General features: G+C 64.4%; 16 protein-coding genes. 8 read left to right on the top strand and 8 right to left on the bottom strand.

Features of this window, described 5'->3' with window-relative positions:
• Positions 1-57: 57 nt before the first annotated feature.
• From K289_RS0113530 to K289_RS0113510, 5 genes are all read left to right on the top strand, one after another.
• Positions 58-969 (top strand): amino acid ABC transporter substrate-binding protein, encoded by a 912-nt coding sequence (locus tag K289_RS0113530; protein ID WP_027552008.1) that lies wholly within the window; start codon positions 58-60, stop codon positions 967-969.
• A gap of 119 nt (positions 970-1,088) precedes the next feature.
• The gene (locus K289_RS0113525) at positions 1,089-1,820 is read left to right on the top strand and encodes an amino acid ABC transporter permease (protein ID WP_027552007.1); all 732 of its coding nucleotides are present in this window, start codon (positions 1,089-1,091) and stop codon (positions 1,818-1,820) included.
• Between the two features lie 2 nt (positions 1,821-1,822).
• Entirely contained in the window at positions 1,823-2,515 is a 693-nt protein-coding gene (locus K289_RS0113520) for an amino acid ABC transporter permease (protein ID WP_027552006.1), read from the top strand.
• Between the two features lie 8 nt (positions 2,516-2,523).
• On the top strand, positions 2,524-3,255 hold the full coding sequence (locus K289_RS0113515) for an amino acid ABC transporter ATP-binding protein (RefSeq protein ID WP_027552005.1): 732 nt from the start codon (positions 2,524-2,526) through the stop codon (positions 3,253-3,255).
• A 188-nt stretch (positions 3,256-3,443) separates the two neighbouring features.
• The gene (locus K289_RS0113510) at positions 3,444-4,304 is read left to right on the top strand and encodes a D-amino-acid transaminase (RefSeq protein WP_027552004.1); all 861 of its coding nucleotides are present in this window, start codon (positions 3,444-3,446) and stop codon (positions 4,302-4,304) included.
• Between the two features lie 127 nt (positions 4,305-4,431).
• On the opposite strand, the gene K289_RS0113505 is transcribed toward K289_RS0113510, so the two are convergent.
• The 3 genes from K289_RS0113505 to K289_RS0113495 form a co-directional block, all read right to left on the bottom strand.
• Positions 4,432-4,893: a carboxymuconolactone decarboxylase family protein gene (locus K289_RS0113505; protein WP_027552003.1), complete on the bottom strand. Its 462-nt coding sequence runs from the start codon at positions 4,891-4,893 to the stop codon at positions 4,432-4,434.
• A 29-nt stretch (positions 4,894-4,922) separates the two neighbouring features.
• Entirely contained in the window at positions 4,923-6,539 is a 1,617-nt protein-coding gene (locus K289_RS0113500) for an MDR family MFS transporter (RefSeq protein ID WP_027552002.1), read from the bottom strand.
• Between the two features lie 116 nt (positions 6,540-6,655).
• Positions 6,656-7,807 carry an HlyD family secretion protein gene (locus tag K289_RS0113495; RefSeq protein WP_027552001.1) on the bottom strand — a complete coding sequence of 384 codons (1,152 nt, stop codon included), beginning with the start codon at positions 7,805-7,807 and terminating at the stop codon, positions 6,656-6,658.
• Between the two features lie 142 nt (positions 7,808-7,949).
• On the opposite strand from K289_RS0113495, the gene K289_RS0113490 reads away from it, so the two are divergent.
• A complete protein-coding gene (locus K289_RS0113490; RefSeq protein WP_027552000.1) occupies positions 7,950-8,861 on the top strand; it encodes a LysR family transcriptional regulator in 912 nt (303 codons plus the stop codon).
• Between the two features lie 99 nt (positions 8,862-8,960).
• Here K289_RS0113490 and K289_RS0113485 read toward each other — a convergent pair whose 3' ends face one another.
• Positions 8,961-12,392, bottom strand: a complete 3,432-nt coding sequence (locus K289_RS0113485) for an indolepyruvate ferredoxin oxidoreductase family protein (RefSeq protein WP_027551999.1) — start codon at positions 12,390-12,392, stop codon at positions 8,961-8,963.
• Between the two features lie 155 nt (positions 12,393-12,547).
• On the opposite strand from K289_RS0113485, the gene K289_RS0113480 reads away from it, so the two are divergent.
• The gene (locus tag K289_RS0113480) at positions 12,548-13,003 is read left to right on the top strand and encodes an Lrp/AsnC family transcriptional regulator (RefSeq protein ID WP_027551998.1); all 456 of its coding nucleotides are present in this window, start codon (positions 12,548-12,550) and stop codon (positions 13,001-13,003) included.
• Positions 13,004-13,129: 126 nt separating this feature from the next.
• Here the strand turns inward: K289_RS0113480 and K289_RS0113475 are convergent, their stop codons facing one another.
• Genes K289_RS0113475 through K289_RS0113465 form a run of 3 tightly spaced genes read right to left on the bottom strand, consistent with a single transcriptional unit; the run spans position 13,130 to position 16,372 of the window.
• On the bottom strand, positions 13,130-13,915 hold the full coding sequence (locus K289_RS0113475; RefSeq protein ID WP_027551997.1) for a fumarylacetoacetate hydrolase family protein: 786 nt from the start codon (positions 13,913-13,915) through the stop codon (positions 13,130-13,132).
• A 15-nt stretch (positions 13,916-13,930) separates the two neighbouring features.
• The gene (locus tag K289_RS0113470; protein ID WP_027551996.1) at positions 13,931-15,298 is read right to left on the bottom strand and encodes an LLM class flavin-dependent oxidoreductase; all 1,368 of its coding nucleotides are present in this window, start codon (positions 15,296-15,298) and stop codon (positions 13,931-13,933) included.
• A gap of 21 nt (positions 15,299-15,319) precedes the next feature.
• Positions 15,320-16,372, bottom strand: coding sequence for an Ldh family oxidoreductase (locus K289_RS0113465; protein WP_027551995.1), 1,053 nt, complete (start codon positions 16,370-16,372; stop codon positions 15,320-15,322).
• 303 nt (positions 16,373-16,675) lie between these two features.
• On the opposite strand from K289_RS0113465, the gene K289_RS0113460 reads away from it, so the two are divergent.
• Positions 16,676-20,791 (top strand): GAF domain-containing protein, encoded by a 4,116-nt coding sequence (locus tag K289_RS0113460; RefSeq protein ID WP_027551994.1) that lies wholly within the window; start codon positions 16,676-16,678, stop codon positions 20,789-20,791.
• Here K289_RS0113460 and K289_RS0113455 read toward each other — a convergent pair.
• Positions 20,765-21,106 (bottom strand): hypothetical protein, encoded by a 342-nt coding sequence (locus tag K289_RS0113455; RefSeq protein ID WP_027551993.1) that lies wholly within the window; start codon positions 21,104-21,106, stop codon positions 20,765-20,767. The genes K289_RS0113460 and K289_RS0113455 overlap by 27 nt on opposite strands.
• Positions 21,107-21,228 lie beyond the last annotated feature (122 nt).

Raw genomic sequence — 21,228 nt, 5'->3', positions numbered from 1 at the left:
TATTCCGGCCCGATTTGTGCTTGCATCCGCCCGCATCATCCTGAAAGGGGAAGAAAAGTGAAACATTTCCGTAGCATCGGCCTCGCACTCGCCGCGACCTTCGCCGTCAGCCAGGCCAGTGCCGAGGAACTGACCGGTACGCTGAAGAACATCAAGGACACCGGCGCCATCACGCTGGGCTTCCGCGACTCCTCGATCCCGTTCTCCTATCTCGACGACAACCAGAAGCCGGTCGGCTTCGCGATGGACATCTGCTACAAGATCGTCGACGCCGTGAAGAAGGAGCTCAAGCTCGACAAGCTCGAGGTCAAGCTCAATCCGGTGACCTCGGCGACCCGCATCCCGCTGATGGCGAACGGCACGATCGACCTCGAATGCGGCTCGACCACCAACAATGCCGAGCGGCAGAAGCAGGTCTCCTTCACCAACACCCACTTCCTCACCGCCAGCCGCTACGTGTTCAAGAAGTCGAGCGGGCTGAAGTCGATCGACGACCTCAAGGGCAAGACGGTGGTCTCCACCGCCGGCACCACCAACATCAAGCAGCTCACCGAGGCCAACGTTGCGAAAGGCCTCGGCGCCAACATCATCCCGGCCAAGGACCATGCCGAAGCCTTCCTGATGGTCGAGACCGACCGCGCCGTCGCCTTCGTGATGGACGACATCCTGCTCGCGAGCCTCGTCGCCGGCTCGAAGTCACCGGACGACTACGTGATCTCCAAGGATGCGTTCTCCAAGCCGGAGCCCTACGGCATCATGCTGCGCAAGGACGATGCGCCGTTCAAGAAGGTGGTCGATGCGGCGACCGCCGCTCTCTACACGTCCGGCGAAGGCCAGAAGATCTACGACAAGTGGTTCACGCAGAAGATCCCGCCGAAGGGCCTGAACCTCAACACGCCGATCTCCGACGAGCTGAAGCACGAATTCGCCAAGCCCTCGGACTCGCCGAATCCGGACGATTATAAGTAAGCTTCGATCCCTGGAGGATCACGACCATCATGTCCGGCCATTCCAGAAATCAGAATGGCCGGACATTTGCATAGACGTTCACGACATTTGTAAATTTGACGCGCTCGCGCGGGGGACACGTGAACTACAACTGGAACTGGGGAATCTTTTTCCAGCCGAACCCGATGGGGACCGGTACCTATCTCGACTTGCTGTTGTCGGGACTGGTGCTGACCCTCGAGACCGCGGTGCTGGCCTGGATCATCGCGCTGATCACCGGCTCGATCGTCGGCGTGATGCGCACGCTGCCCTCGAAGGGGGCCTACTGGTTCGGCTTTGCTTACGTCGAATTCTTCCGCAACATGCCGCTGCTGGTGCAGTTGTTCCTGTGGTTCTTCGTGCTGCCGGAAATCCTGCCGAGGGCCGCCGGACTGTGGCTGAAGCAATTGCCGAATGCGCCGTTCTGGACCGCTTCGATCGGCGTCGGCCTGTTCATGTCGGCGCGTGTGGCCGTGCAGTTGCAGGCCGGCATCGGCTCGCTGCCGCGTGGGCAGAAGCAGGCGGCCACGGCGCTGGGTCTCACGACCGTGCAGGGTTATCGCTACGTGCTGCTGCCGATGGCGTTCCGCATCATCCTGCCGCCGCTGACCTCCGAGTTCCTCAACACCATCAAGAACACTGCGGTGGCGATCACCATCGGCTTGCTCGAGCTGACCGGACAGGCGCGCTCGATGCAGGAGTTCTCGTTCCAGGTGTTCGAGGCCTTCACCGCCGCGACCATCCTCTACCTCCTCGTCAACGCCGTCGTCGTCACCGGCATGCGCATCCTCGAGCGCTATGTCGCGATCCCCGGCTACATCACGGGGAAATAGCGATGCTCGGCAATTTCGATTTCGACGTCATCCGCCGCTCACTGCCCTATCTGTTCTACGAGGGCATGACGTTCACCCTGACGCTGACGGCGCTCTCCGCGCTCGGCGGCCTGATCTTCGGCACGGCGATCGCCCTGATGCGGCTGTCGGGCTATAAGACACTCGGGCGCATCGCCGGCCTCTATGTCGACTTCATGCGCTCGCTGCCGCTGGTGCTCGTCATCTTCTGGTTCTACTTCCTGGTGCCCTATATCGGGCAGTGGCTGACCGGCGCCTCGCGCCCGATCAGCGTCGGCGCCTTCGCCTCCTCGCTCATCACCTTCATCATGTTCGAGGCGGCGTATTTCTCCGAGATCATGCGCGCCGGCATCCAGTCGATCTCGCGCGGCCAGCCGGCGGCGGCGAATGCGCTGGGCCTCACCTATGCCCAGACCATGCGCTACGTCGTGCTGCCGCAGGCCTTCCGCAACATGCTGCCGGTGCTGCTGACCCAGACCATCGTGCTGTTCCAGGACACCTCGCTGGTCTACGTGCTCTCGATACCGGATTTCCTTGGCGCCGCGAGCAAGGTCGCGCAGCGTGATGGCCGTCTGGTCGAGATGTATCTGTTCGCGGCCTTCGTCTATTTCACCATCTCCTGCGTTGCGTCCTTCGGCGTCCGTCGCCTGCAGTCGCGCATCGCCATCATTCGTTAGAGCCCGTCATGATCGAGATCAGTCACGTCGACAAATGGTACAGCTCCGCGTTTCAGGTGCTGAAGGATTGCACCACCAGCGTCGCCAAGGGCGAGGTGGTGGTGGTGTGCGGCCCATCGGGCTCTGGCAAGTCCACGCTGATCAAATGCGTCAACGCGCTGGAGCCGTTTCAGAAGGGCGATATCACCGTCGACGGCACCAAGGTCAACGATCCCAAGACCAATCTGCCGAAGCTGCGCGCCCGCGTCGGCATGGTGTTCCAGCACTTCGAGCTGTTTCCGCACCTGAAGATCATCGACAATCTCTGCCTTGCCCAGGAGAAGGTGCTGGGCCGGGGACATGACAAGTCCGTCACCAAGGCCATGATGCTGCTGGACCGTGTCGGGCTGAAGGAGCATGCGCAGAAATTTCCCGCGCAGCTCTCCGGCGGCCAGCAGCAGCGCGTCGCCATCGCGCGCGCGCTGGCGATGGATCCCATCGCCATGCTGTTCGACGAGCCGACCTCGGCGCTCGATCCCGAGATGATCAGCGAGGTGCTCGACGTCATGGTCGATCTCGCCCGCGAGGGTATGACCATGATGGTCGTCACCCACGAAATGGGCTTTGCCCGCAAGGTCGCCAACCGCGTGATCTTCATGGACCGCGGCGAGATCGTCGAGGACGCGCCGAAGGACGATTTCTTCGGCAAGCCGCGCAGCGACCGCGCGCAGAAGTTCTTGTCGAAGATTCTGTCGCATTGACCGCTGTCGTCATTCCGGGATGCGCCGAAGGCGCAGGCCCGGAATCCATTGGGCGGCAGTACGCGAGGTGAAATAGATTCCGGGCTCGTCGCTTCGTGCCGCCCCGGAATGACGAATAGAGGGGTGATCGCCACCCTCAATTGGCGTATAAGCGCGCCAACTTTCCCCTTCCCGCCAGGAGACTTCCCTTGGACTCGATCGCCTACGTCAACGGCTCATTCGTCCCGCTCTCGGACGCCAAGATCTCGGTCCTCGACCGCGGCTTCCTGTTCGCCGACGGCATCTACGAGGTCGCGGCCGTGCTCGATGGCAAGCTGGTCGACAATGCCTCGCATCTGGCGCGGCTTGAGCGCTCGGTCGGCGAGATCAAGCTGAAGCTGCCGGTGACGGTCGAGCGCATCACCGAGATCCAGAAGGAGCTCGTCGCGCGCAACAAGGTCGCCAACGGCCTCGTCTATCTCCAGGTGACGCGCGGTGCCGACAAGGGCCGCGACTTCGCATTCCCCAAGAGCGACGTGGAGTCGAGCCTGGTAATGTTCACTTCCGAGAAGGACATTGTTGGCGCGACCTCGGCCAAGACCGGCATCAATGTCATCACGGTCCCCGACATCCGCTGGGAGCGACGCGACATCAAGAGCGTGGCGCTGCTCGCGCAGGTATTGGCGAAGCAGGCCGCGGCGGAGGCCGGCGCCGGCGAAGCTTGGATGCTGGAAGACGGTTTCGTCACCGAGGGCGGCTCGTCCTCGGCGTTCATCCTGACCCAGGACGACGTCATCGTGACCCGCCAGAACTCCAACGCGATCCTGCCGGGCTGCACCCGCAAGGCCGTGGTCGCGCTCGCCGAGGAACGTCAGCTCCGCGTCGAGGAGCGCGCCTTCACGGTCGCAGAAGCGCTCGCCGCGAAGGAAGCCTTTGCCACCTCGGCCTCGCTGTTCGTGCAGCCGGTGGTCGCGATCGACGGCAAGAAGATCGGCGACGGCAAGCCCGGCCCGATGGCGACGCGGCTGCGGGAGATCTATGTGGAGTTCGCGAAGGTGACGGCGGTTTGATTCAAATCGCTAGTTGTCATTGCCGGGCTTGACCCGGCAATCCATCGCGCGTCGCAAGACTCTCTTTGATGGATGCGCGGGTCAAACCCGCGCATGACGTGTTGGATGTGTGGCGGGCCTGGTCGCCTCACGCCACCGACGCCTTCACCTTCACCGGATGCACGGCGCGGAACGAGATCGCGATCCTGTTCCAGGCATTGATGGTCCCGATCAGCATGGTCAGGTTAACCGTCTCCTCCTCGGAGAAATGCGCGCGGACCTGCTCGTAGACGTCGTCGGGCGCATGCGTTTCCGAGATCAACGTCACGGCCTCGGTCCAGGCCAATGCGGCGCGCTCGCGGTCGGTATAGAGCGGAGACTCGCGCCAGGCGTTGAGGAGGTAGAGCCGCTGCTCGGTCTCGCCGCGTTTGCGGGCGTCGTCGGTGTGAACAGCGATGCAATAGGCGCAGCCGTTGATTTGCGACGCGCGCGTCTTGACCAGTTCGATCAGGGATTGCTCGAGGCCGCTGGCCTTGATCTGGGTGTCCACCGCGACAAGCGCTTTGAGTGTTTCGGGCGCAGCCTGGTAGTAATTCATGCGGGGTTTCATGGTCGTTCTCCTTGCTTTGCGGGGCGATGTCAGTGCGCTTCCCCGGTCGAGACATGGCCGGGCTTCTTCAGGAAAAGGGCGGCGATCAGGGCCACGATAAGGGCCATGCCGAGCAGATAGAAGGTGTCGCTGAAGGCGAGGATATAGGCCTGCTTCTGCACGATATGGCCGATCGCGACATAGGCGCGATGCGCCGCGTCGGCGCGGTCGAGGACGCCGTGATTGACGAAATATTGCGTGAGCTGCTCCAGCCGCGTGCGGGTGGCCTGCTCGAACACCGAGACCGACTGCATCAGCACGTTGGAGTGATACTGCTCGCGCTTGGTCAGCACGGTCTGCAGCAGCGCGATGCCGACGGCGCCGCCGAGATTACGCATCATGTTGAACAGGCCGGAGGCCGAGCCTGCATTCTCCGGCTCGATGCCGGCAGTTGCGACCGCCGACAGCGGTGCCATCACCAGTGCCTGCCCGATCGCGCGGACGATATTGGGCCACATGAGCTGGTCGGCGGCGTAGTCGCTGGTCATGGTGATGTTCATGAAGTTGGAGCCTGCGAACAGGACGAAGCCCACGCCGATGATGATCCGCGCATCGAACTTCTGCATCAGGCGCGGCACTAGCGGGATCAGCACGAGCTGCGGCAGGCCGGTCCAGGCCAGCACCATGCCGATCTGCTCGGCATTGTAGCCCTGAATGCGTGACAGATATTGCGGCAGGATGAACACGGAACCGTAGAGCGCGACGCCGAGCAGGAAGTTCGCGAGCATGCCGAAGCCGAAATTGCGGCGAACCAGGAGGCGCAGGTTCAGAAGCGGCTTCTGCACCGTGAGCTCGATGATCAGGAAGGTGACGAGTGCGACGGTCGCGATCACCGACAGTTTTACGATGAAGGGCGAGCCGAACCAGTCGTCCTTGTTGCCTTCCTCGAGCACGGTTTGAAGCGCGGACAGGCCGATCGCCATGGTGATGATGCCGGCCCAGTCGCCCTCGCGCAGCAGCGACAGCTTCATCGGCTTGGGCTCCAGCGCATACCAGAGCATGCCGACCATGATCGCGCCGGGGACGAGGTTGACGTAGAAGATGTACTCCCAACCGAAATTCTCGGTGAGATAGCCGCCGATGGTCGGGCCGATTGCCGGCGCGAACGTTGCCGACAGCGCGAACAGCGCAAGGCCGACCGGCTGCTTGGCGCGCGGCAGCAGGGTGATGATCAGCGTGAACGCCATCGGGATCAGCACGCCGCCGGTGAAACCTTGCACCGCGCGCAGCACGATCATCTGCGGCAGGTCCTGCGCCAGCGCGCAGGCGGCGGACAGGACCAGGAACAGGATCGCGTTGGTGAGCAGATAGACGCGGATCGAGAACACCTGCGCGAGCCAGCCGGAGAGCGGGATCACCACGATCTCGGCGATCAGATAGGAGGTCGAAATCCAGCCGCCGTCGTCGATGCCTGCGCCGATCGCGCCCTGGATGTCGGCCAGCGAGGCGTTGACGATCTGGATGTTCAAGACGGCCATGAAGGCGCCGAGCGTGGCGCCGACCACAGCGATCCAGGTTTTTGCGGACACCGCCGGTGTTGAGGGCGCAGCCGGCGCGGGGACGCTGGCGGCGGAAGCGGAGTTGAGGGTCGGCTGGAGCGTGCTCATGGAAGCCTCGTCTCGGTTACGGAGACAGGATGCATTAGGCGGATGGTTCCGATAATCGCGGAAGTCTTTGAAGCAGCATCCGGCAGGACTTGATAACCCCGCCCAAAAGCTGGACCTCAGCTTCCGTTCGGACGCGCGGCGTTGTCGGCGAGTCGCTTACCCGTGTCGCGCTCGGCCAGCACGGTCGCCTTGGTGTTGACGGTCGGCACCGCCGACATGCCGGGCCTGAGCAGGCCGGTCAGGCGGTGGTCGTCGAGCACGATCTTCACCGGCACTCGCTGCACGATCTTGGTGAAATTGCCGGTGGCATTGTCAGGCGGCAGCAGCGCGAATTCGAGCCCGCTCGCCGGCGACAGGCTGTCGACATGGCCGCGCAGGGTCTGGTTGCGGAAGCTGTCGATGCTCAGCTCGACCGGCTGGCCCGGGCGCATATGCGTCAGCTGCGTCTCCTTGAAATTGGCAACCACATAGACCGCGTCGAGCGGCACCACCGCCATCAATTGCGTGCCGCCTTGCACGTACTGGCCGACGCGCAGCGAACGAGCGCCGACCGTGCCGTCGACCGGCGCGGTGATCTCGGTATAGGAGAGGTTCAGCTCCGCCTGCTGCGCGACTGCGCGGGTATGCCCGAGCTGGGCAACGGCCTGGGCGCGCTGCGTTGTGAGTACATCGACCTTGCGCTGCGCAGCCATCAGGCCCGATTTCGCGTGCTGCAATTGCGCGTTGCTGGCGCGCAGCGCCGCATCGGTCTGCTGCGCACGCTGGATCGTGCCGGAGCCCGTCTTCATCAGGTCGTCGTAGCGGGCGCGCTCTTCCTGAGCGAATTTCAGGTTGGCCTCGGCGGCGGAAACGTCGGCGGTGCTCTGCTCGATGATCGGCTGCTGCAATTCGAGCTGGGCGTCGATGTTGCGCACGGAGGCTTCGGCCGCAGCGACGTCGGCGCGGGCCTGCTCGAGCGCGGTCTTGAAGTCGCGGTCGTCGATCTTGGCCAGCACTTGGCCGGCTTTGACCTTCTCGTTGTCGCCGACCAGGACCTGGGCGATGTAGCCCGAGACCTTCGGCGCGATGATCGTGGAATCGGCCTTCACATAGGCGTCATCGGTCGATTCCAGGTAGCGGCCGGTCGTCAGGTAGCTGTAGCCGAAGTCGCCGGCTACAGCGATGCCGAGCGCCAGCGCCAAGCCGAGGGCTGCCCGCTTGATTGCCACCCGCGATGGGCGAAGATTGGTTTTCTCTTTTGTTTCAGTGACATAAGAGGCGTTCGACATGGCATTCTCCGGGGCCGCCAGACGCCCCGTTCCAAGGGGGCGCTGCTTTCGGCGGTAAAGATGCGCTGTCCCGGCGCGTGTGATAATCCATGAAGAAATGGAAGGATTATCCAGCGAGAGCGGATAATCGGAGCCTCACGAGATGGACCGCTTCACCAGCCTCACGGCCTTTGTCCGGGTAGTCGAGAACGGCGGCTTTTCCGCTGCCGCCCGCCGGCTCAACATGTCGACGACGATGGTGAGCAACCACGTTCAGGCGCTGGAGGATCGGCTCGGGGTGCGGCTGCTCAACCGCACGACGCGCAAGGTGAGCCTCACCGAAATCGGCAAGGCCTATTACGACCGCTCCACACAGATCCTCGCCGACCTCGAGCAGGCCGACGACATCGCCAGCGAATTGCAGTCAGTGCCGCGCGGCACGCTGCGCATCCACTCCGCCACGCATATGGTGCCGTTCGTCGCTCCGGTGGTGGCAAAGCTGCTTTCCACCTATCCGGAGATCAAGGTGGATCTGCGCATGGGCGAGGCCGAGGTCGATCTCATCGAGGAAGGCTACGACGTTGCGCTGCGCATGATCTCGCCGCCGGATTCAAGTCTGATCGTCCGGAGTCTTGCCACCTGGCGCCACGTGCTGTGCTGCTCGCACGACTACATCGAGAAACATGGCCGCGTTCAGAAGCTCGAGGAGCTCTCGGCGCATAATTGCGGCCGTCATCTGAACTATCCCTACGGCGACGACTGGCGTTTCCTCGATCGCAAGGGAACGCCGGCATCGGTGCGCATCTCCGGCAGCTTCGTCACCAACAGCGGGGAGGCGTTGCGGAAAGTGGCGCTGGAAGGCGCCGCCGTGTGCCTGATGGCCGGATTTCTCATTCGCGACGATCTCGAAGCCGGACACCTGGTTCGCCTGCTGCCCGAATACCGGACGGTCGAGATGTCGATGAACGCGGTCTATCCGCACCGGCACCATCTGTCCGCGAAAGTCAGGACTTTCATCGACATGCTGGTGCATCACAGTGCGGAGCAGCAGAAGCTGATCAATCCCTATTCCTGATGGGCGGCGGCTCTCTCGACAGGAAGAGCGTGTCCCGGTGAAAGAGATCGGCGGAGCCGCAGCGGCGCGTGTTATCATGTTCGAGGACGAAGGCGCTCGTCAGGCCGCCTTGGCGGACGCGGGGCGGGCCAGCAAGGACGCGACCTTGGCCTTCACCTGCACGATGGCGGCGTCCTTCACCGGGCCGTAGCCGCGGATCTCCATCGGCGCACTGGCGATCGCGATCATGTCGGGCAGGCCCGTCGCATCGAGCCGGGTGAGCATCGTCTCGACGAGGCCGTCGTACCAGGAGATCAGCTCGCGCTCCGCGTGCCGTTCGGCAGTGTAGCCGAACGGATCGAACGGCGTGCCACGCAAGACCTTCAGCCGCGCCAGCATGGCCAGCGGAACCTGGATCCACTGACCGAAGGCGCGCTTGCGCGGCCGGCCGCGTGCGTCGCGCTTTGAGGCGAGGAAGGGCGGCGCAAGATGGTACTTGATGCTGAAATCGCCGGCGAACTCGCGCTTCAGCGTGTCGAGGAAGCCGGTCTGCATGTGCAGGCGCGCCACCTCGTATTCGTCCTTGTAGGCCATCAGCTTGAACAGGGAACGCGCGACCGCGTCGGTCAGCGCCTCGCTGCCCAATCTTGACTCGGCGCTGCGCACCTTCGCGACGATTTCCCGATAGCGCATGGCATAGGGTGCATTCTGGTAGGCGGTTAGGAATTCGGCACGTCGGTCGATCATCTGATCGAGCGTCTCGGCGGCGAGGGCGCCCTCGGACTTGGGGAGGAACCCCGGATCGGCGGCGGCGATTCGGCCCCAGGCGAAGGCCTGCTTGTTGCGCTCGACCGCGACACCGTTGAGCTCGATCGCGCGGAGCAGCGCCTGCAGCGACAGCGGCACCAGGCCGCGCTGCCAGGCGAAGCCCAGCATGATGATGTTGGCATAGACGGCATCGCCGAGCAGGCTTTCAGCCAGCGCATTGGCGTTGATCTCATCGAGATTGCCCTCACCAATGACGCGGCCGATCGCGCGCAGGCGGGCAGGGGAGGCGAGATTGGCGTCGCGGAAGCGCACGACATCACCGGTCGGCATCTCCGCGGTGTTGATGGCGGCGCGCGTGCCACGGTGATAGGTGCCGGACGCCTTGGGTGCGGAGCTCACCACGAGATCGCAGCCGATCAGCGCATCTGCTGCACCCTGATCGATGCGGACCTGATGCAGTGCCTCCGGGCTCGCCGCCAGGCGGATGTAGCTCAGCACAGGACCGAATTTCTGCGCAAAGCCGGTAAAATCCAGCACCGAGACACCGCGGCGTTCGAGATGCGCGGCCATGCCGATCAGCGCGCCGACGGTGATCACGCCGGTGCCGCCGACGCCGGTGACCAGCAGGTCGTACGGGCGATCGAGCGTTGCGGGCGCGGGGAGGGGCAGTGCTGCGGCGCGACCGATCGCGTCGATGCTGCTCGCGGTCTTCGCCCGGCGCGTAGCGCCTTCGACGGTGACGAAGCTTGGGCAGAAGCCGTTGAGGCAGGAAAAATCCTTGTTGCAGGCCGACAGGTTGATCTGCCGCTTGCGGCCGAACGGCGTCTCCTTCGGCTCGACGCTGAGACAGTTGGATTCGATCGAGCAGTCGCCGCAGCCCTCGCAGACGAGATCGTTGATATAGGCAAAGCGCTTCGGATCCGGCATCTGCCCGCGCTTGCGCTTTCGCCGTTTCTCGGTGGCGCAGGTCTGCTGGTAGATCAGCACGGAGACACCGGGGATCTCGCGCAGCTTGCGCTGCACGGCGTCCATTTCCTCGCGCGGATGGATTGTGACGCCGATGGGCAGGTCGGCAGGCGAGAAATGCGAGGGATCGTCCGACACCAGCGCGATGCGCGTCACGCCTTCAGCGCGGACGCTGTGGGCGATGGCGTGCACGCTGATGGGACCGTCGACCGGCTGGCCACCGGTCATGGCGACCGCGTCGTTGAACAGGATCTTGTAGGTGATGTTGGCGCCTGCCGCGATCGCCTGCCGGATCGCCATCGAGCCGGAATGATAATAAGTGCCCTCGCCGAGGTTCTGGAAGATGTGCTTGTGGCCGGTGAAGCGTGACGAGGCGGCCCAGTTCACGCCTTCGCCGCCCATCTGGATCAGCGAGGAGGTCTCGCGGTCCATCCAGCTCGCCATGAAATGACAGCCGATGCCGGCCAGCGCCTTCGATCCTTCCGGCACTTTTGTCGACGTGTTGTGCGGGCATCCCGAGCAGAAGTAGGGCGTGCGTGTTGCGCCGGCGACGTTGATCGTGCGCTCCGCCTCGGGCGACAAGGCGGCTGCCCGCGGGGCGAGATTGAGGCCCGGGAACATCGGATCGAGCCGGCGGGCCAGCACGTCCGCGAGCGCGCGCGGCGACAATTCGCCGATCCAGGAGATCAGCCGCGCCCCTCGCTCGTCATGCTTGCCGACCATGCGCTCGGGCTTGGCGCCGGGATAGTCGTAGAAATATTCCTTGAACTGGCTCTCGATGATGCCGCGCTTCTCCTCGACCACCAAGATCTCGCGCTTGCCCTTCACGAATTCCATCGCGTCGTGCAGCGCGAGCGGCCAGACCATGCCGACCTTGTAGACGTCGATGCCGATGCTGCGGCAGGCCGCTTCATCGAGGCCGATCAGCCGCAGCGCCTCCATCAGGTCGAGATGCGCCTTGCCTGTCGTGACGATGCCGTAGGTCGCGTGCGGAATGTCGTAGATGTGGCGGTCGATCGGATTGGCTTTTGCGAAGGCGTAGACCGCGTGCTTCTTGGCCTCCAGCCGCTCCTCGATCTGAGGCCCCGGCAGGTCCGGCCAGCGATAATGCAGCCCGCCCGGCGGCGGCGTGAAGTCGGGCCTGCGGAAGATTCGCGGCGGGCGCAACGCGACGGAGGCGCCGGATTCCACGATCTCCGAGATCGCCTTGAAGCCGACCCACATGCCGGAGAAGCGGCTCAGCGCGTAGCCATACTCGCCGAACTCCAGATACTCAGCGACGCTGGCCGGATGCAGCGTCGGCATGAACCAGCTCATGAAGGCGACATCGGACTGATGCGGCATCGAGGAGGAGACGCAGCCATGGTCGTCGCCGGCGACGACCAGCACGCCGCCATGTGGCGAGGAGCCATAGGCGTTGCCATGCTTCAGCGCGTCGCCGGAGCGGTCGACGCCGGGGCCCTTGCCGTACCAGAGCCCGAACACGCCATCGACCTCGCGGTCGGCTTGGGTCTCGACCTGCTGCGAGCCGAGCACCGCGGTCGCCGCAAGGTCTTCGTTCACTGCGGGGAGGAATTCGATGCGGTCGCGCTTGAGCTGCTCCCTGATGCGCCACAGCTCGAGATCGACGCCGCCGAGCGGCGAGCCACGATAGCCGGAGATGAAGCCGGCGGTGTTGAGCCCGGCCGCGCGATCGCGCTTCGCCTGGTCGAGCGCGATGCGGACGATGGCCTGTGTACCCGTCAGGAAGACGCGGCCGTTTTCGCGGTCGTAGCGGTCGGAGAGTTCGTAGGTGTCGAGTGACGGAATGGCGTCCATGGCGGACCTCGCGCGGTATCCCCTGCCGGATCAGCGAAGGTTAAGCCCGGGCGGGTGGTAGGTCTTACCTATTTGCCCGATGGCAAGGCAGTTATCGGTAAGATTTTGCGAGATTTGGCTCTGTATGGTAGAATATCTCAAACCGAAGGACTTCCATGATCGAAGACCAGGACGCACGGATTCTCGCCCATCTCCAGAAGGACGGCCGCGCCACCAACCAGCAGCTCGCGGACGAGGTCGGCATGTCGACCTCGGCCTGCTGGCGCCGGGTGCGCGCGCTCGAGGAGAGCGGCGTCATCCACGGCTATGCGGCGCTGGTCGCGCGGGAGCGGGCGGGGTTTGCGATGTCCGCCATCCTCCATGTCTCGCTGGAGCGGCACGACGCCAAATTCGTCGACGAGTTCGTCGCGCGGGTGACCAAGCGGCGCGAGGTGCTGGAGTGCTTTGCGACCACGGGGGACGCCGACTATCACCTGCGCGTGGTGGTGCAGGACATGGCAGCCTACAACAGGTTTCTCGACGAATTCATGTTCCGCATTCCCGGCATCCGCTACGTCCGCAGCAACGTGGTGCTGAAGGAGATCAAGACCGGCGTGGCGCTGCCGTTTTGAAGGCTTCGCGAAGCTGCCGTAGGGTGGGCAAAGGCGCTCTTGCGCCGTGCCCACCACCGCTCCACGATTTGCGTCAGAAGCGCTGGGCACGCTTCGCTTTACCTACCCTACGGCACTACGGCATTGCTATTGCCCCTCGCGCACAAACCGATTGCGCAAGGTTCCGATGCCGGTGATGTCGATCTCCACGACGTCGCCATGCTTGATGTCCGGCGAGGCGCCGTCGGTGCCCATCCAGATCACGTCGCCCGGCCACAGCGTGAAATACTTCGTCAGCTCGACTAGGAACGGCACCACGCCGAAGATCATGTCGTTGGTGTGGAAGCGGTTGGTCTCCTTGCCGTTGACCCGGACGATCGTCTGCATCGTTTCGAGATCGGCCTCGGTCTCGATCCACGGGCCCATCGGCTTGAACGTGTCGGCATTCTTCGACCGCCACAGGCCACGATCGGCCTTCTGCCAGCTGCGCTCGCTGACGTCGTTGCCGATGGTGTAGCCGAACACGCAATCCATCGCGGTCTGCTCGGTGAGATGCTTCACCTTCTTGCCGATGACGACGACGAGCTCACCCTCATAGTGAATCTTCTCGGTCGCAAACGACGGGATCACCACGTCCTCGTCATGCGCGATCAACGCGTTCTGGGCGCGATAGCCGATCTCGGGTCTATCAGGGACGGCCGGAATCTCGCCGCGCTTGTCCGCGGCTTCCTTGAGATGCTTCAGATAGTTCAACCCGACGCAATAGAAGGTGCGCGGCACCAGCGGCAGCTCGATCTTCACCTGCGACAGCGGATGCGTGCGCGCGGTGCGCTGCCAATCGCTGAGCGGATCGCCGTCGACCGCGATCACCTGGTCGCCTTCAACTATCCCCCAGGAGGTCTTGCCTGAGGCCTTGAATTTCAGCCAGCGCATGTTCTGTCCTCGTTCTCATTCCGCCGCATCGCGCGGCTGCGCTTTCCAGGCGCCCGCGGCCGGCCGCTTCAGCCCCAGATTTTCGCGCAGCGTCTTGCCGCGGTAATCCTTCTGGAACAACCCGCGCCGCTGCAGTTCCGGCACGACGTGGCGCACGAAATCGGCGTAGGAGCCGGGCACGTAGGTCGCGGCGATGACGAACCCGTCGCAGCCGCGCTCGACGAACATCTCTTCGAGTTTGTCCGCGATCTCCTTGGGGCCTCCGACCATCGCATCCTGCACCTGGCCGCGGCCGGAGAAGGTGACGAAGTCGCGCGCGCTCGGATTGCTCTTGCCGGACGTCTTCAGCACGCCGTCGCGAATGCCCAGAATACCCTGCATGCTCTTCAACTCTTCGGTCGTCAGCGGCTCGTCGAGGCCCTTGGACGCAAAGTCGTAGTTGAGCGCTTCCGCGAGCAGCGACAGCGCGTCGATCTGGAGCGGCAGCTTGTTGATCAGGGCCATCCTGTCCTCGGCTTCAGTCTTGGTCGCGGCGCAGACCGGCGTCGTCAAATTGCAGAGGAACATCTGGTCGGGATCGCGGCCGGCCTTGGCGGCTTCGTTGCGCACGCTCGCGTAGCCTTCCTTGGCTGCGGTGAGATTGCGCGCGGCGGTGAAGATCACTTCGCCCCAGCGGCCGGCAAAGCGCTGGCCGCGGCCGGACGCGCCGGCCTGGATGATGACGGGATGGCCCTGATCCGAGCGCGGTACGGTGAACGGTCCGCGCGACTTGAAGAACTCGCCCTTGTGATCGAGCCGTTTCACCTTGGCCGGATCGGCAAAGCGGCCACTCGTCTTGTCCATGATGAGGGCGCCGTCCTCCCAGGTGTCCCAATGACCGAGCACGACCTCCATGAATTCGTCGGCGCGGTCGTAGCGGGAGTCGTGCTCGGGATGGGAGTCCTTGCCCATGTTGAGCGCCTCGCCATCGTTCAACGAGGTGACGACGTTCCAGCCGGCGCGCCCGCCCGACATCAGGTCGAGGGTTGCGAAGCGGCGGGCGACGTCGAACGGCTCGTAATAGGTGGTCGAGCAGGTCGCGCCAAGTCCGAGCTTGTCGGTGACCATGCCCATCGTCGTCAGCACGATCAGCGGGTCCATCTTCACGCAGCGGATGCCATATTCGACGGTGTGGGCATGATCGTTGCCGTAGCGGTCCGGCATCGCCAGGCGGTCGTCGAAGAACGCCATGTGGAACTTGCCGGTCTCGAGAATTCTTGCGATCGCCTGATAGTAGTCCGCCGACATCGAATCGTCGCGCGAGTCGGGGTGCCGCCAGGAGCTCGGCAAATTGGTGCAGTTCTGTGCCTGGAGGAAGCCGACCAGTACCATCTGCCGCGTCATGCCGCTCTCCAAAAAATCCCGTCAGGCCAGATCGAGCTCTTTGTCAATCTTGTAGTCACGCGCCAGCGCGCGCAGCTTCTCCCAGGTCGCATCCTCGATCTCGATGCCGTCGCGCAGCCGCTGCTGCTCGCGCATATGCTCGATCTCGCCGGGATAGAACACGCCCTTGGTTCCCTCGGACGGCGGTGTCGATTTCAGATAGCGCGCGAACTCGGCGACCTCGCTCTTGAAGTCCTTGAGCGGCCGGAACGCCGCGACGTTGAACACCGCCATGAAGCAGCCGTCATTGTGCCGGCCGGTCGGCTCGACGCCGAAGCCGAGCCCCGTGAGCAGGCCGCAGAGCACCTCGACCATGGCCGCAAGGCCGCTGCCCTTGTAGCCCTCGGTGCCGCCGAGCGGCAGCAACGCGCCGCCCTTGCGGTACTGCGAGGGGTCGGTGGTGTGCCGTCCCTCCGCGTCGATGATCCATCCCGTCGGAATCTCCTCGCCGCGGGCCACAGCGAGCTGGATCTTCCCGGCGGCCACTGCAGAGGTCGCCATGTCCAGATAGAACGGCGCCTCGAGATCGGAGGGCACCGCGATCGAGATCGGGTTGGTGCCGAGCCGCGCCTCCCGGCCGCCGAACGGCGCCACATGTTTCGGCGAGCGGCCGGAGTCCGCCGTCGCAATCCCGATCATGCCTTCGCGCATCGCCATCATCGGATAGGCGGCGAGCCGGCCGACATGGCTCTGCCGGAACACGGTGCAGGCGGCGACATTGGAGGTCTTTGCCTTCTCGATCGTCAGCGCCATCGCCTTGGCGTTGACGTGGAAGCCGAAGCCCCAATTCCCGTCGATCACGGTCGTGGTCGGCGATTCCTGGACGATGGTCCATTTCGCGCCCGGGACAATGTGCCCGGCCTTGATGCGATCGATGTAGGTGGGAACCGCGATCACGCCGTGCGAATCGTGCCCGGCGAGATTGGCCTTGACGCAGCCGACGGCGACCGCGTCGGCTTCCTCGACGGATGCCCCGGCGGCGCGGAGCAGCGCGGCGCTGATGCGCGTGAGGCGCTCGGCCTTGACGATCGGCATGGCGTTTCCTCGGTCCTCGCCCTTGGCGGGCTCTGGTTGTTGGTGCCATCGTCTCAAAGCGCAGGTGCGATATCAATCTCCCGTAAACCAATACAGGGCTGCAAATTCGTAAAGGAATGCGCCTTCGTCGTGGAGCGGCACCCGCCGACGTCCCGCGCGACGGTATTTTCGATAGTTTGGGGACCGTTGTTCGCAGCTCGTTCACTTTGATCGACGGTTTGCCGCGCGCAATAACGACCACTTAGTTGATCGGCGGCGATAAAGTCCCGGGAAAAACGGCAGGAATGCCCGGGAGTTGAGACCTTGCAGACGACCCTCGCGCGCACATTTGCAGCGTTGAGTGCCATCAACGAAGCCATCCTCTACGCGAAATCGCCGGACGAGCTGTACCAGAAGGTCTGCGACGCCGGGTTTTCGAGCGGGGATTTTATGGCCGTCTCGGTGTTCCTGGTCGAGCCGGACAGCCCGCGGCTGCGCTATGCGGCCGGCTGCGGTGAGGACGTTGCGCGGCTGCGGTCGATCGAGATCACGATCGAGGAGGGGACCCCCGAAGGCTCCGGTGTCGGTGGCGAGGCGTTCCGCAGCCAGAAGCTGTGCATCAGCAATGATTTTCTGAACGATCCGCGCTCGTTGGCGTGGCGCGAAGGCGCCATCAAGGCAGGCGTCGGCGCGGCAGCGGCGCTGCCGCTGCTCTGCAACGGCAAGAGCGTCGGCGTGCTGTTCGTCACCCGCCATGAGGCCGGCTCGCTGAGCGACGAGATGGTGTCGCTGTTCGAGCGCATGTCGGCCAACATTTCCTATGCGCTGGACAATTTCGCGCGCGAGATCGCGCGGCAGGGCGGCGAGCGGGCGGCGCGGCGGCTCAACCGCATGTTCGGCGCTCTCAGCGCGACCAACGAGGCCATTCTGCGCGCCAAGACCGAGCAGGAGCTGTACCAGCTCGTGTGCGATGCTTCCGTACATGGCGGCAAGTCGCTGGCGACCTTCGTTCTGCTCAAGGAGCAGGATTCGCACTGGCTGAAGCCGGTCGCCGGGACCGGCCAGAATCTGCACCTCGTTGCCCAGACAAAGTATTCCGCCGATCCCGACAATCCCTTTGGCCGCGGCATTTCCGGCAATGTCTTCCGGACGCAGAAGCCTTGCGTCGAGGAGGACCTCGCCATCCGCACCAAGGGAACGCCGTGGGAGCAGGCCAACATCAACACCGGCGTCGCGGCCTGTGTGGCGGCTCCGCTGATCAAGCATGGCGAAAGTGTCGGCGTCATCCTGTTCTTCATCAGCCGGTCGTGGGCCAAGGACGAGGAGATCGTCGCGCTGTTGCTGCGCATCGCGGAGAACGTCTGCTTTGCGATCGAGAATTTCGACCGCGAGGCGGAAAAGGCCAGGATCGCCGACGAGGAGGACCGCCTCGCGCGCATGTACGCCGCGCTGAGCGCCACCAACGAGGCGATCCTGCGCGCAAGATGCCGCGCCGAGCTGTTCGATCTCGTCTGCGAGGCGACGGTGCAGGGTGCCAAGTTCGCCTCGACCTCGATCGCGCTGGTCGATCACCAGGCCGAACTGCTTCGCGTTGTCGCATCCTGCGGACCGAACGCGGATGAGGTGCGAACCTTCAAGTTTGCGATCAGCGATGAGGTGCCGGAGGGACGGGGGCTGACCGGGATCGCGTTCCGGACCCGGCGACCCTGCATCAGCAACGACATCTTGGCAGACGACCGCATCAAGCCGTGGCAGGACAGCGCGCGCCGCAACGGCATCGCATCGTCCGCCGCGCTACCGCTGTTAAACGGCGACCGGGTGGAAGGCGTATTCCTGTTCAATTCGCCGGAGCGCGGCACGTTCACACCCGAATTCGTCGATCTGCTGCGCAAGCTCCAGGCCAATGTCGCCTTCGCGCTGGAGAACTTCGATCGCGCCGACGAGAAGGCGCGGGCCGACAAGCAGCGCAACCGCCTGAGCGGAATGTTCGAGGCGCTGAGCGCCACAAACGAAGCCATCATGCGCGCCAAGACGCGCGAGGAGCTGTTCGAGGTGGCGTGCCAGGCCGCCGTGCTCGGCGACGTGTTCGCCTCGGCGACGATTGGCATCATGGATGAAAAACAAGAGCTCGTTCGCGTCGTCGCCGTGAAGGGGCGGCTCCAGGAGCGCATGGTCGGACGTACCTGCGCTGTTTCCGCCGATCATCCCGAAGCGCAGGGAATCATCGGGACCTCGCTGCGGACCCGCCGGCCCAGCGTCATGAACGACTATTTGAACGCCCCGGGATCGGCGCACTGGCGCACGAGGGCGATCGAGGATGGAACGCGGGCGGCTGCCAGCTTCCCGCTGCTGCGGGCCGGCCGGGAGCCGATCGGCATTCTGCTGTTCCTCGCACCGGAAGAGAATACGTTCACGCCCGATCTGGTCGAGCTGCTCGGACGCCTGGCCGAAAACGTCTCCTTCGCCCTCGACAATTTCGACCGCGCCGAGGAGAAGGCCCGCACCGAGGCGCAGAAGGAGCGACTGACGCGCATGTTCGCGGCGCTGAGCGCGACCAACGAGGCGATCATGCGGGCGAAGTCCCGCGCCGAGCTGTTCGACCTCGTCTGCCTCGCCGCATCGAACGGCGCCAAGTTCACCTCGACGACCATTGCACTGGCCAAGGCCGACAGCGACCAGCTCGAGATCGTCGCGAGCGCCGGGCCGTCTTCCGAGACCACGCGCAACGTCCGCCTCTCGGTCGACCCCGAGCGTCCCGAGGGCCGCGGCATAAGCGGCACGGCGTTCCGCACCCGCCAGCCCTGCATCAGCAACGATTATCTCAACGACCAGCGCGTGAGCGCCTTCCATGCGATCGTCCGCGGCGACGGCGCGCGCTCTGGCGCGGCGTTCCCGCTCATCGCCCACGACCAGCCGGTCGGAGTCATGCTCTACATGTCGACCGAGCCGGACACGTTTACGGGCGAGTTCGTCGAATTGTTGCAGCGCCTGGCCGACAACGTCTCCTTTGCGATGGAGAATTTCGACCGCGCCGACGAGAAGAACAAGGCCGACGAACGGATCGAATACCTCGCCTCGCATGACAGCCTGACCAACCTGCCGAACCGCGAGACCTTCAACGGCCTGCTGCGCAAGGCGATCGACACGGCGCAACGTCACGACCACCGCTTCGCGCTGCTGTTCATCGATCTCGACCGGTTCAAGGTCATCAACGATTCGCTCGGCCATGAGGCCGGCGACCTGCTCCTGCTCGAAGTCGCCGACCGCTTGCGCAACGCGCTGCGGGCCAGCGACGTGGTGGCGCGGCTCGGCGGCGACGAGTTCGTAGTGATCCTCGATCAATGTGGGGACGTAGACGACGTCCAGCGCATCGCGACCGAATTGTTGGCGGTGCTCGGCAAGCCCATGGAGCTCGCCGGCCACGAGTGCCACACCACCGCCTCGATCGGCATCGCGATGTATCCGGCGAACGGCGCCGATGCGCAGACGCTGACCAAGAACGCCGACATGGCGATGTATCTCGCCAAGGAGGACGGCAAGAACGGCTATCGCTTCTTCTCCAAGGAGGTGAAGACGCAGTCGATCGAACGCCTGTCGCTCGAAAGCGCATTGCGCCGCGCGCTGGAACGCAACCAGTTCTCGCTGAACTACCAGCCCAAGGTGGACATGGCGACCGGCCAGATCACCGGCGTCGAGGCGCTGTTGCGCTGGAACCATCCGGATCTCGGCAGCGTCTCGCCGGCGCAGTTCATCCCGCTCGCCGAGGAGACCGGGCTGATCGTGCCGATCGGCCGCTGGGTGCTGAAGGAGGCCTGCGTACAGGCGATGGCCTGGCGGCGTCGTGGCCTCTTGCCGCTGTCGATGGCAGTCAACCTGTCGCCGCGCCAGTTCGCCGACGAGCACCTGTTGCAGGACGTCGACGAGGCGCTCGCAGCCAGCGGCATGTCGCCGGTGCTGCTCCAACTCGAGGTCACCGAGAGCATGATGATGCGCAATGTCGGGCGCGCGCTGAAGGTGCTCGACGCCATCCAGAGCCGCGGCATTCGTCTGGCGATCGACGACTTCGGCACCGGCTACTCGTCGATGTCGCTGATGAAGCACTTCCCGATCGACACCATCAAGATCGACCGTTCCTTCGTGCGCGACCTGCCGCAGGATTCGGAGGATCAGGCGATCGCGCAGGCGATCATCAGCATGGGCAAGGCGCTCGGCATGACGGTGGTCGCCGAAGGCGTCGAAAATGCCGAGCAGGAGGCGTTCCTGCGCACTCATGGCTGCGACGAGATGCAGGGCTATCTCATCTCCAAGCCGCTTCCGGCACGTCAGATGGCCGAGCTGCTGCGGCCAATGGTGCTGCCCGTCGCGCCTCCGCTTCTGCCGGAGCTCGATGCCGCAGCCGGCATGAGCGCAGTGTCACGGCTGAAACGCGCTGTCGTCTGACGGCTGCGGATGCAGATCGCGCACGTCGTGATCGCCGCCTTCGGCCATGCTGGGAAAGTCATGCGCCAGCGGCAGCGACGTCTGTTCGGCGAACAGTGCGAGCAATTGGCGCGCGCCGTCGGCGAAGCTCGTCCCTTCGCCGAGGCCGAGTTCGCAGCACCACGCACGGCACATCGGCTCATGATCGTCGAACACCGCCATGGCCGGGCCCCACCACCAGGCGGGCGCCGGCGAGCGCTGGTCCGCGGGCACGGCGTGCCAGCGGGCAAACTCGTCCATCACGCGCTCGAACTCCAGGCGGGCGGCCTGATGCATTCGCCTTTTGCTCCTCGGCTTCCGCGCTGAAAGCTGGCCGATGCGCGGAAATCGGTCGTGGCCTTGACGTTCGGAAAAATCGGCTCGCGCAATTGGCGCAGCCACGCAGGGCCGGCATCATC

The sequence above is a fragment of the Bradyrhizobium sp. Cp5.3 genome, from assembly GCF_000426265.1.
In the GTDB taxonomy this organism is placed as follows: domain Bacteria; phylum Pseudomonadota; class Alphaproteobacteria; order Rhizobiales; family Xanthobacteraceae; genus Bradyrhizobium; species Bradyrhizobium neotropicale.
Note: the sequence above shows the minus strand (reverse complement) of the source record. Positions and strands in the feature narration are given on the sequence as shown.

Coding starts and splice junctions, on each gene's coding strand:
- K289_RS0113520 (WP_027552006.1), top strand. CDS start 1,823: ATGCTCGGCAATTTCGATTTCGACGTCATCCGCCGCTCACTGCCCTAT.
- K289_RS0113515 (WP_027552005.1), top strand. CDS start 2,524: ATGATCGAGATCAGTCACGTCGACAAATGGTACAGCTCCGCGTTTCAG.
- K289_RS0113505 (WP_027552003.1), bottom strand. CDS start 4,893: ATGAAACCCCGCATGAATTACTACCAGGCTGCGCCCGAAACACTCAAA.
- K289_RS0113500 (WP_027552002.1), bottom strand. CDS start 6,539: ATGAGCACGCTCCAGCCGACCCTCAACTCCGCTTCCGCCGCCAGCGTC.
- K289_RS0113495 (WP_027552001.1), bottom strand. CDS start 7,807: ATGTCGAACGCCTCTTATGTCACTGAAACAAAAGAGAAAACCAATCTT.
- K289_RS0113490 (WP_027552000.1), top strand. CDS start 7,950: ATGGACCGCTTCACCAGCCTCACGGCCTTTGTCCGGGTAGTCGAGAAC.
- K289_RS0113485 (WP_027551999.1), bottom strand. CDS start 12,392: ATGGACGCCATTCCGTCACTCGACACCTACGAACTCTCCGACCGCTAC.
- K289_RS0113480 (WP_027551998.1), top strand. CDS start 12,548: ATGATCGAAGACCAGGACGCACGGATTCTCGCCCATCTCCAGAAGGAC.
- K289_RS0113475 (WP_027551997.1), bottom strand. CDS start 13,915: ATGCGCTGGCTGAAATTCAAGGCCTCAGGCAAGACCTCCTGGGGGATA.
- K289_RS0113470 (WP_027551996.1), bottom strand. CDS start 15,298: ATGACGCGGCAGATGGTACTGGTCGGCTTCCTCCAGGCACAGAACTGC.
- K289_RS0113465 (WP_027551995.1), bottom strand. CDS start 16,372: ATGCCGATCGTCAAGGCCGAGCGCCTCACGCGCATCAGCGCCGCGCTG.
- K289_RS0113455 (WP_027551993.1), bottom strand. CDS start 21,106: ATGCATCAGGCCGCCCGCCTGGAGTTCGAGCGCGTGATGGACGAGTTT.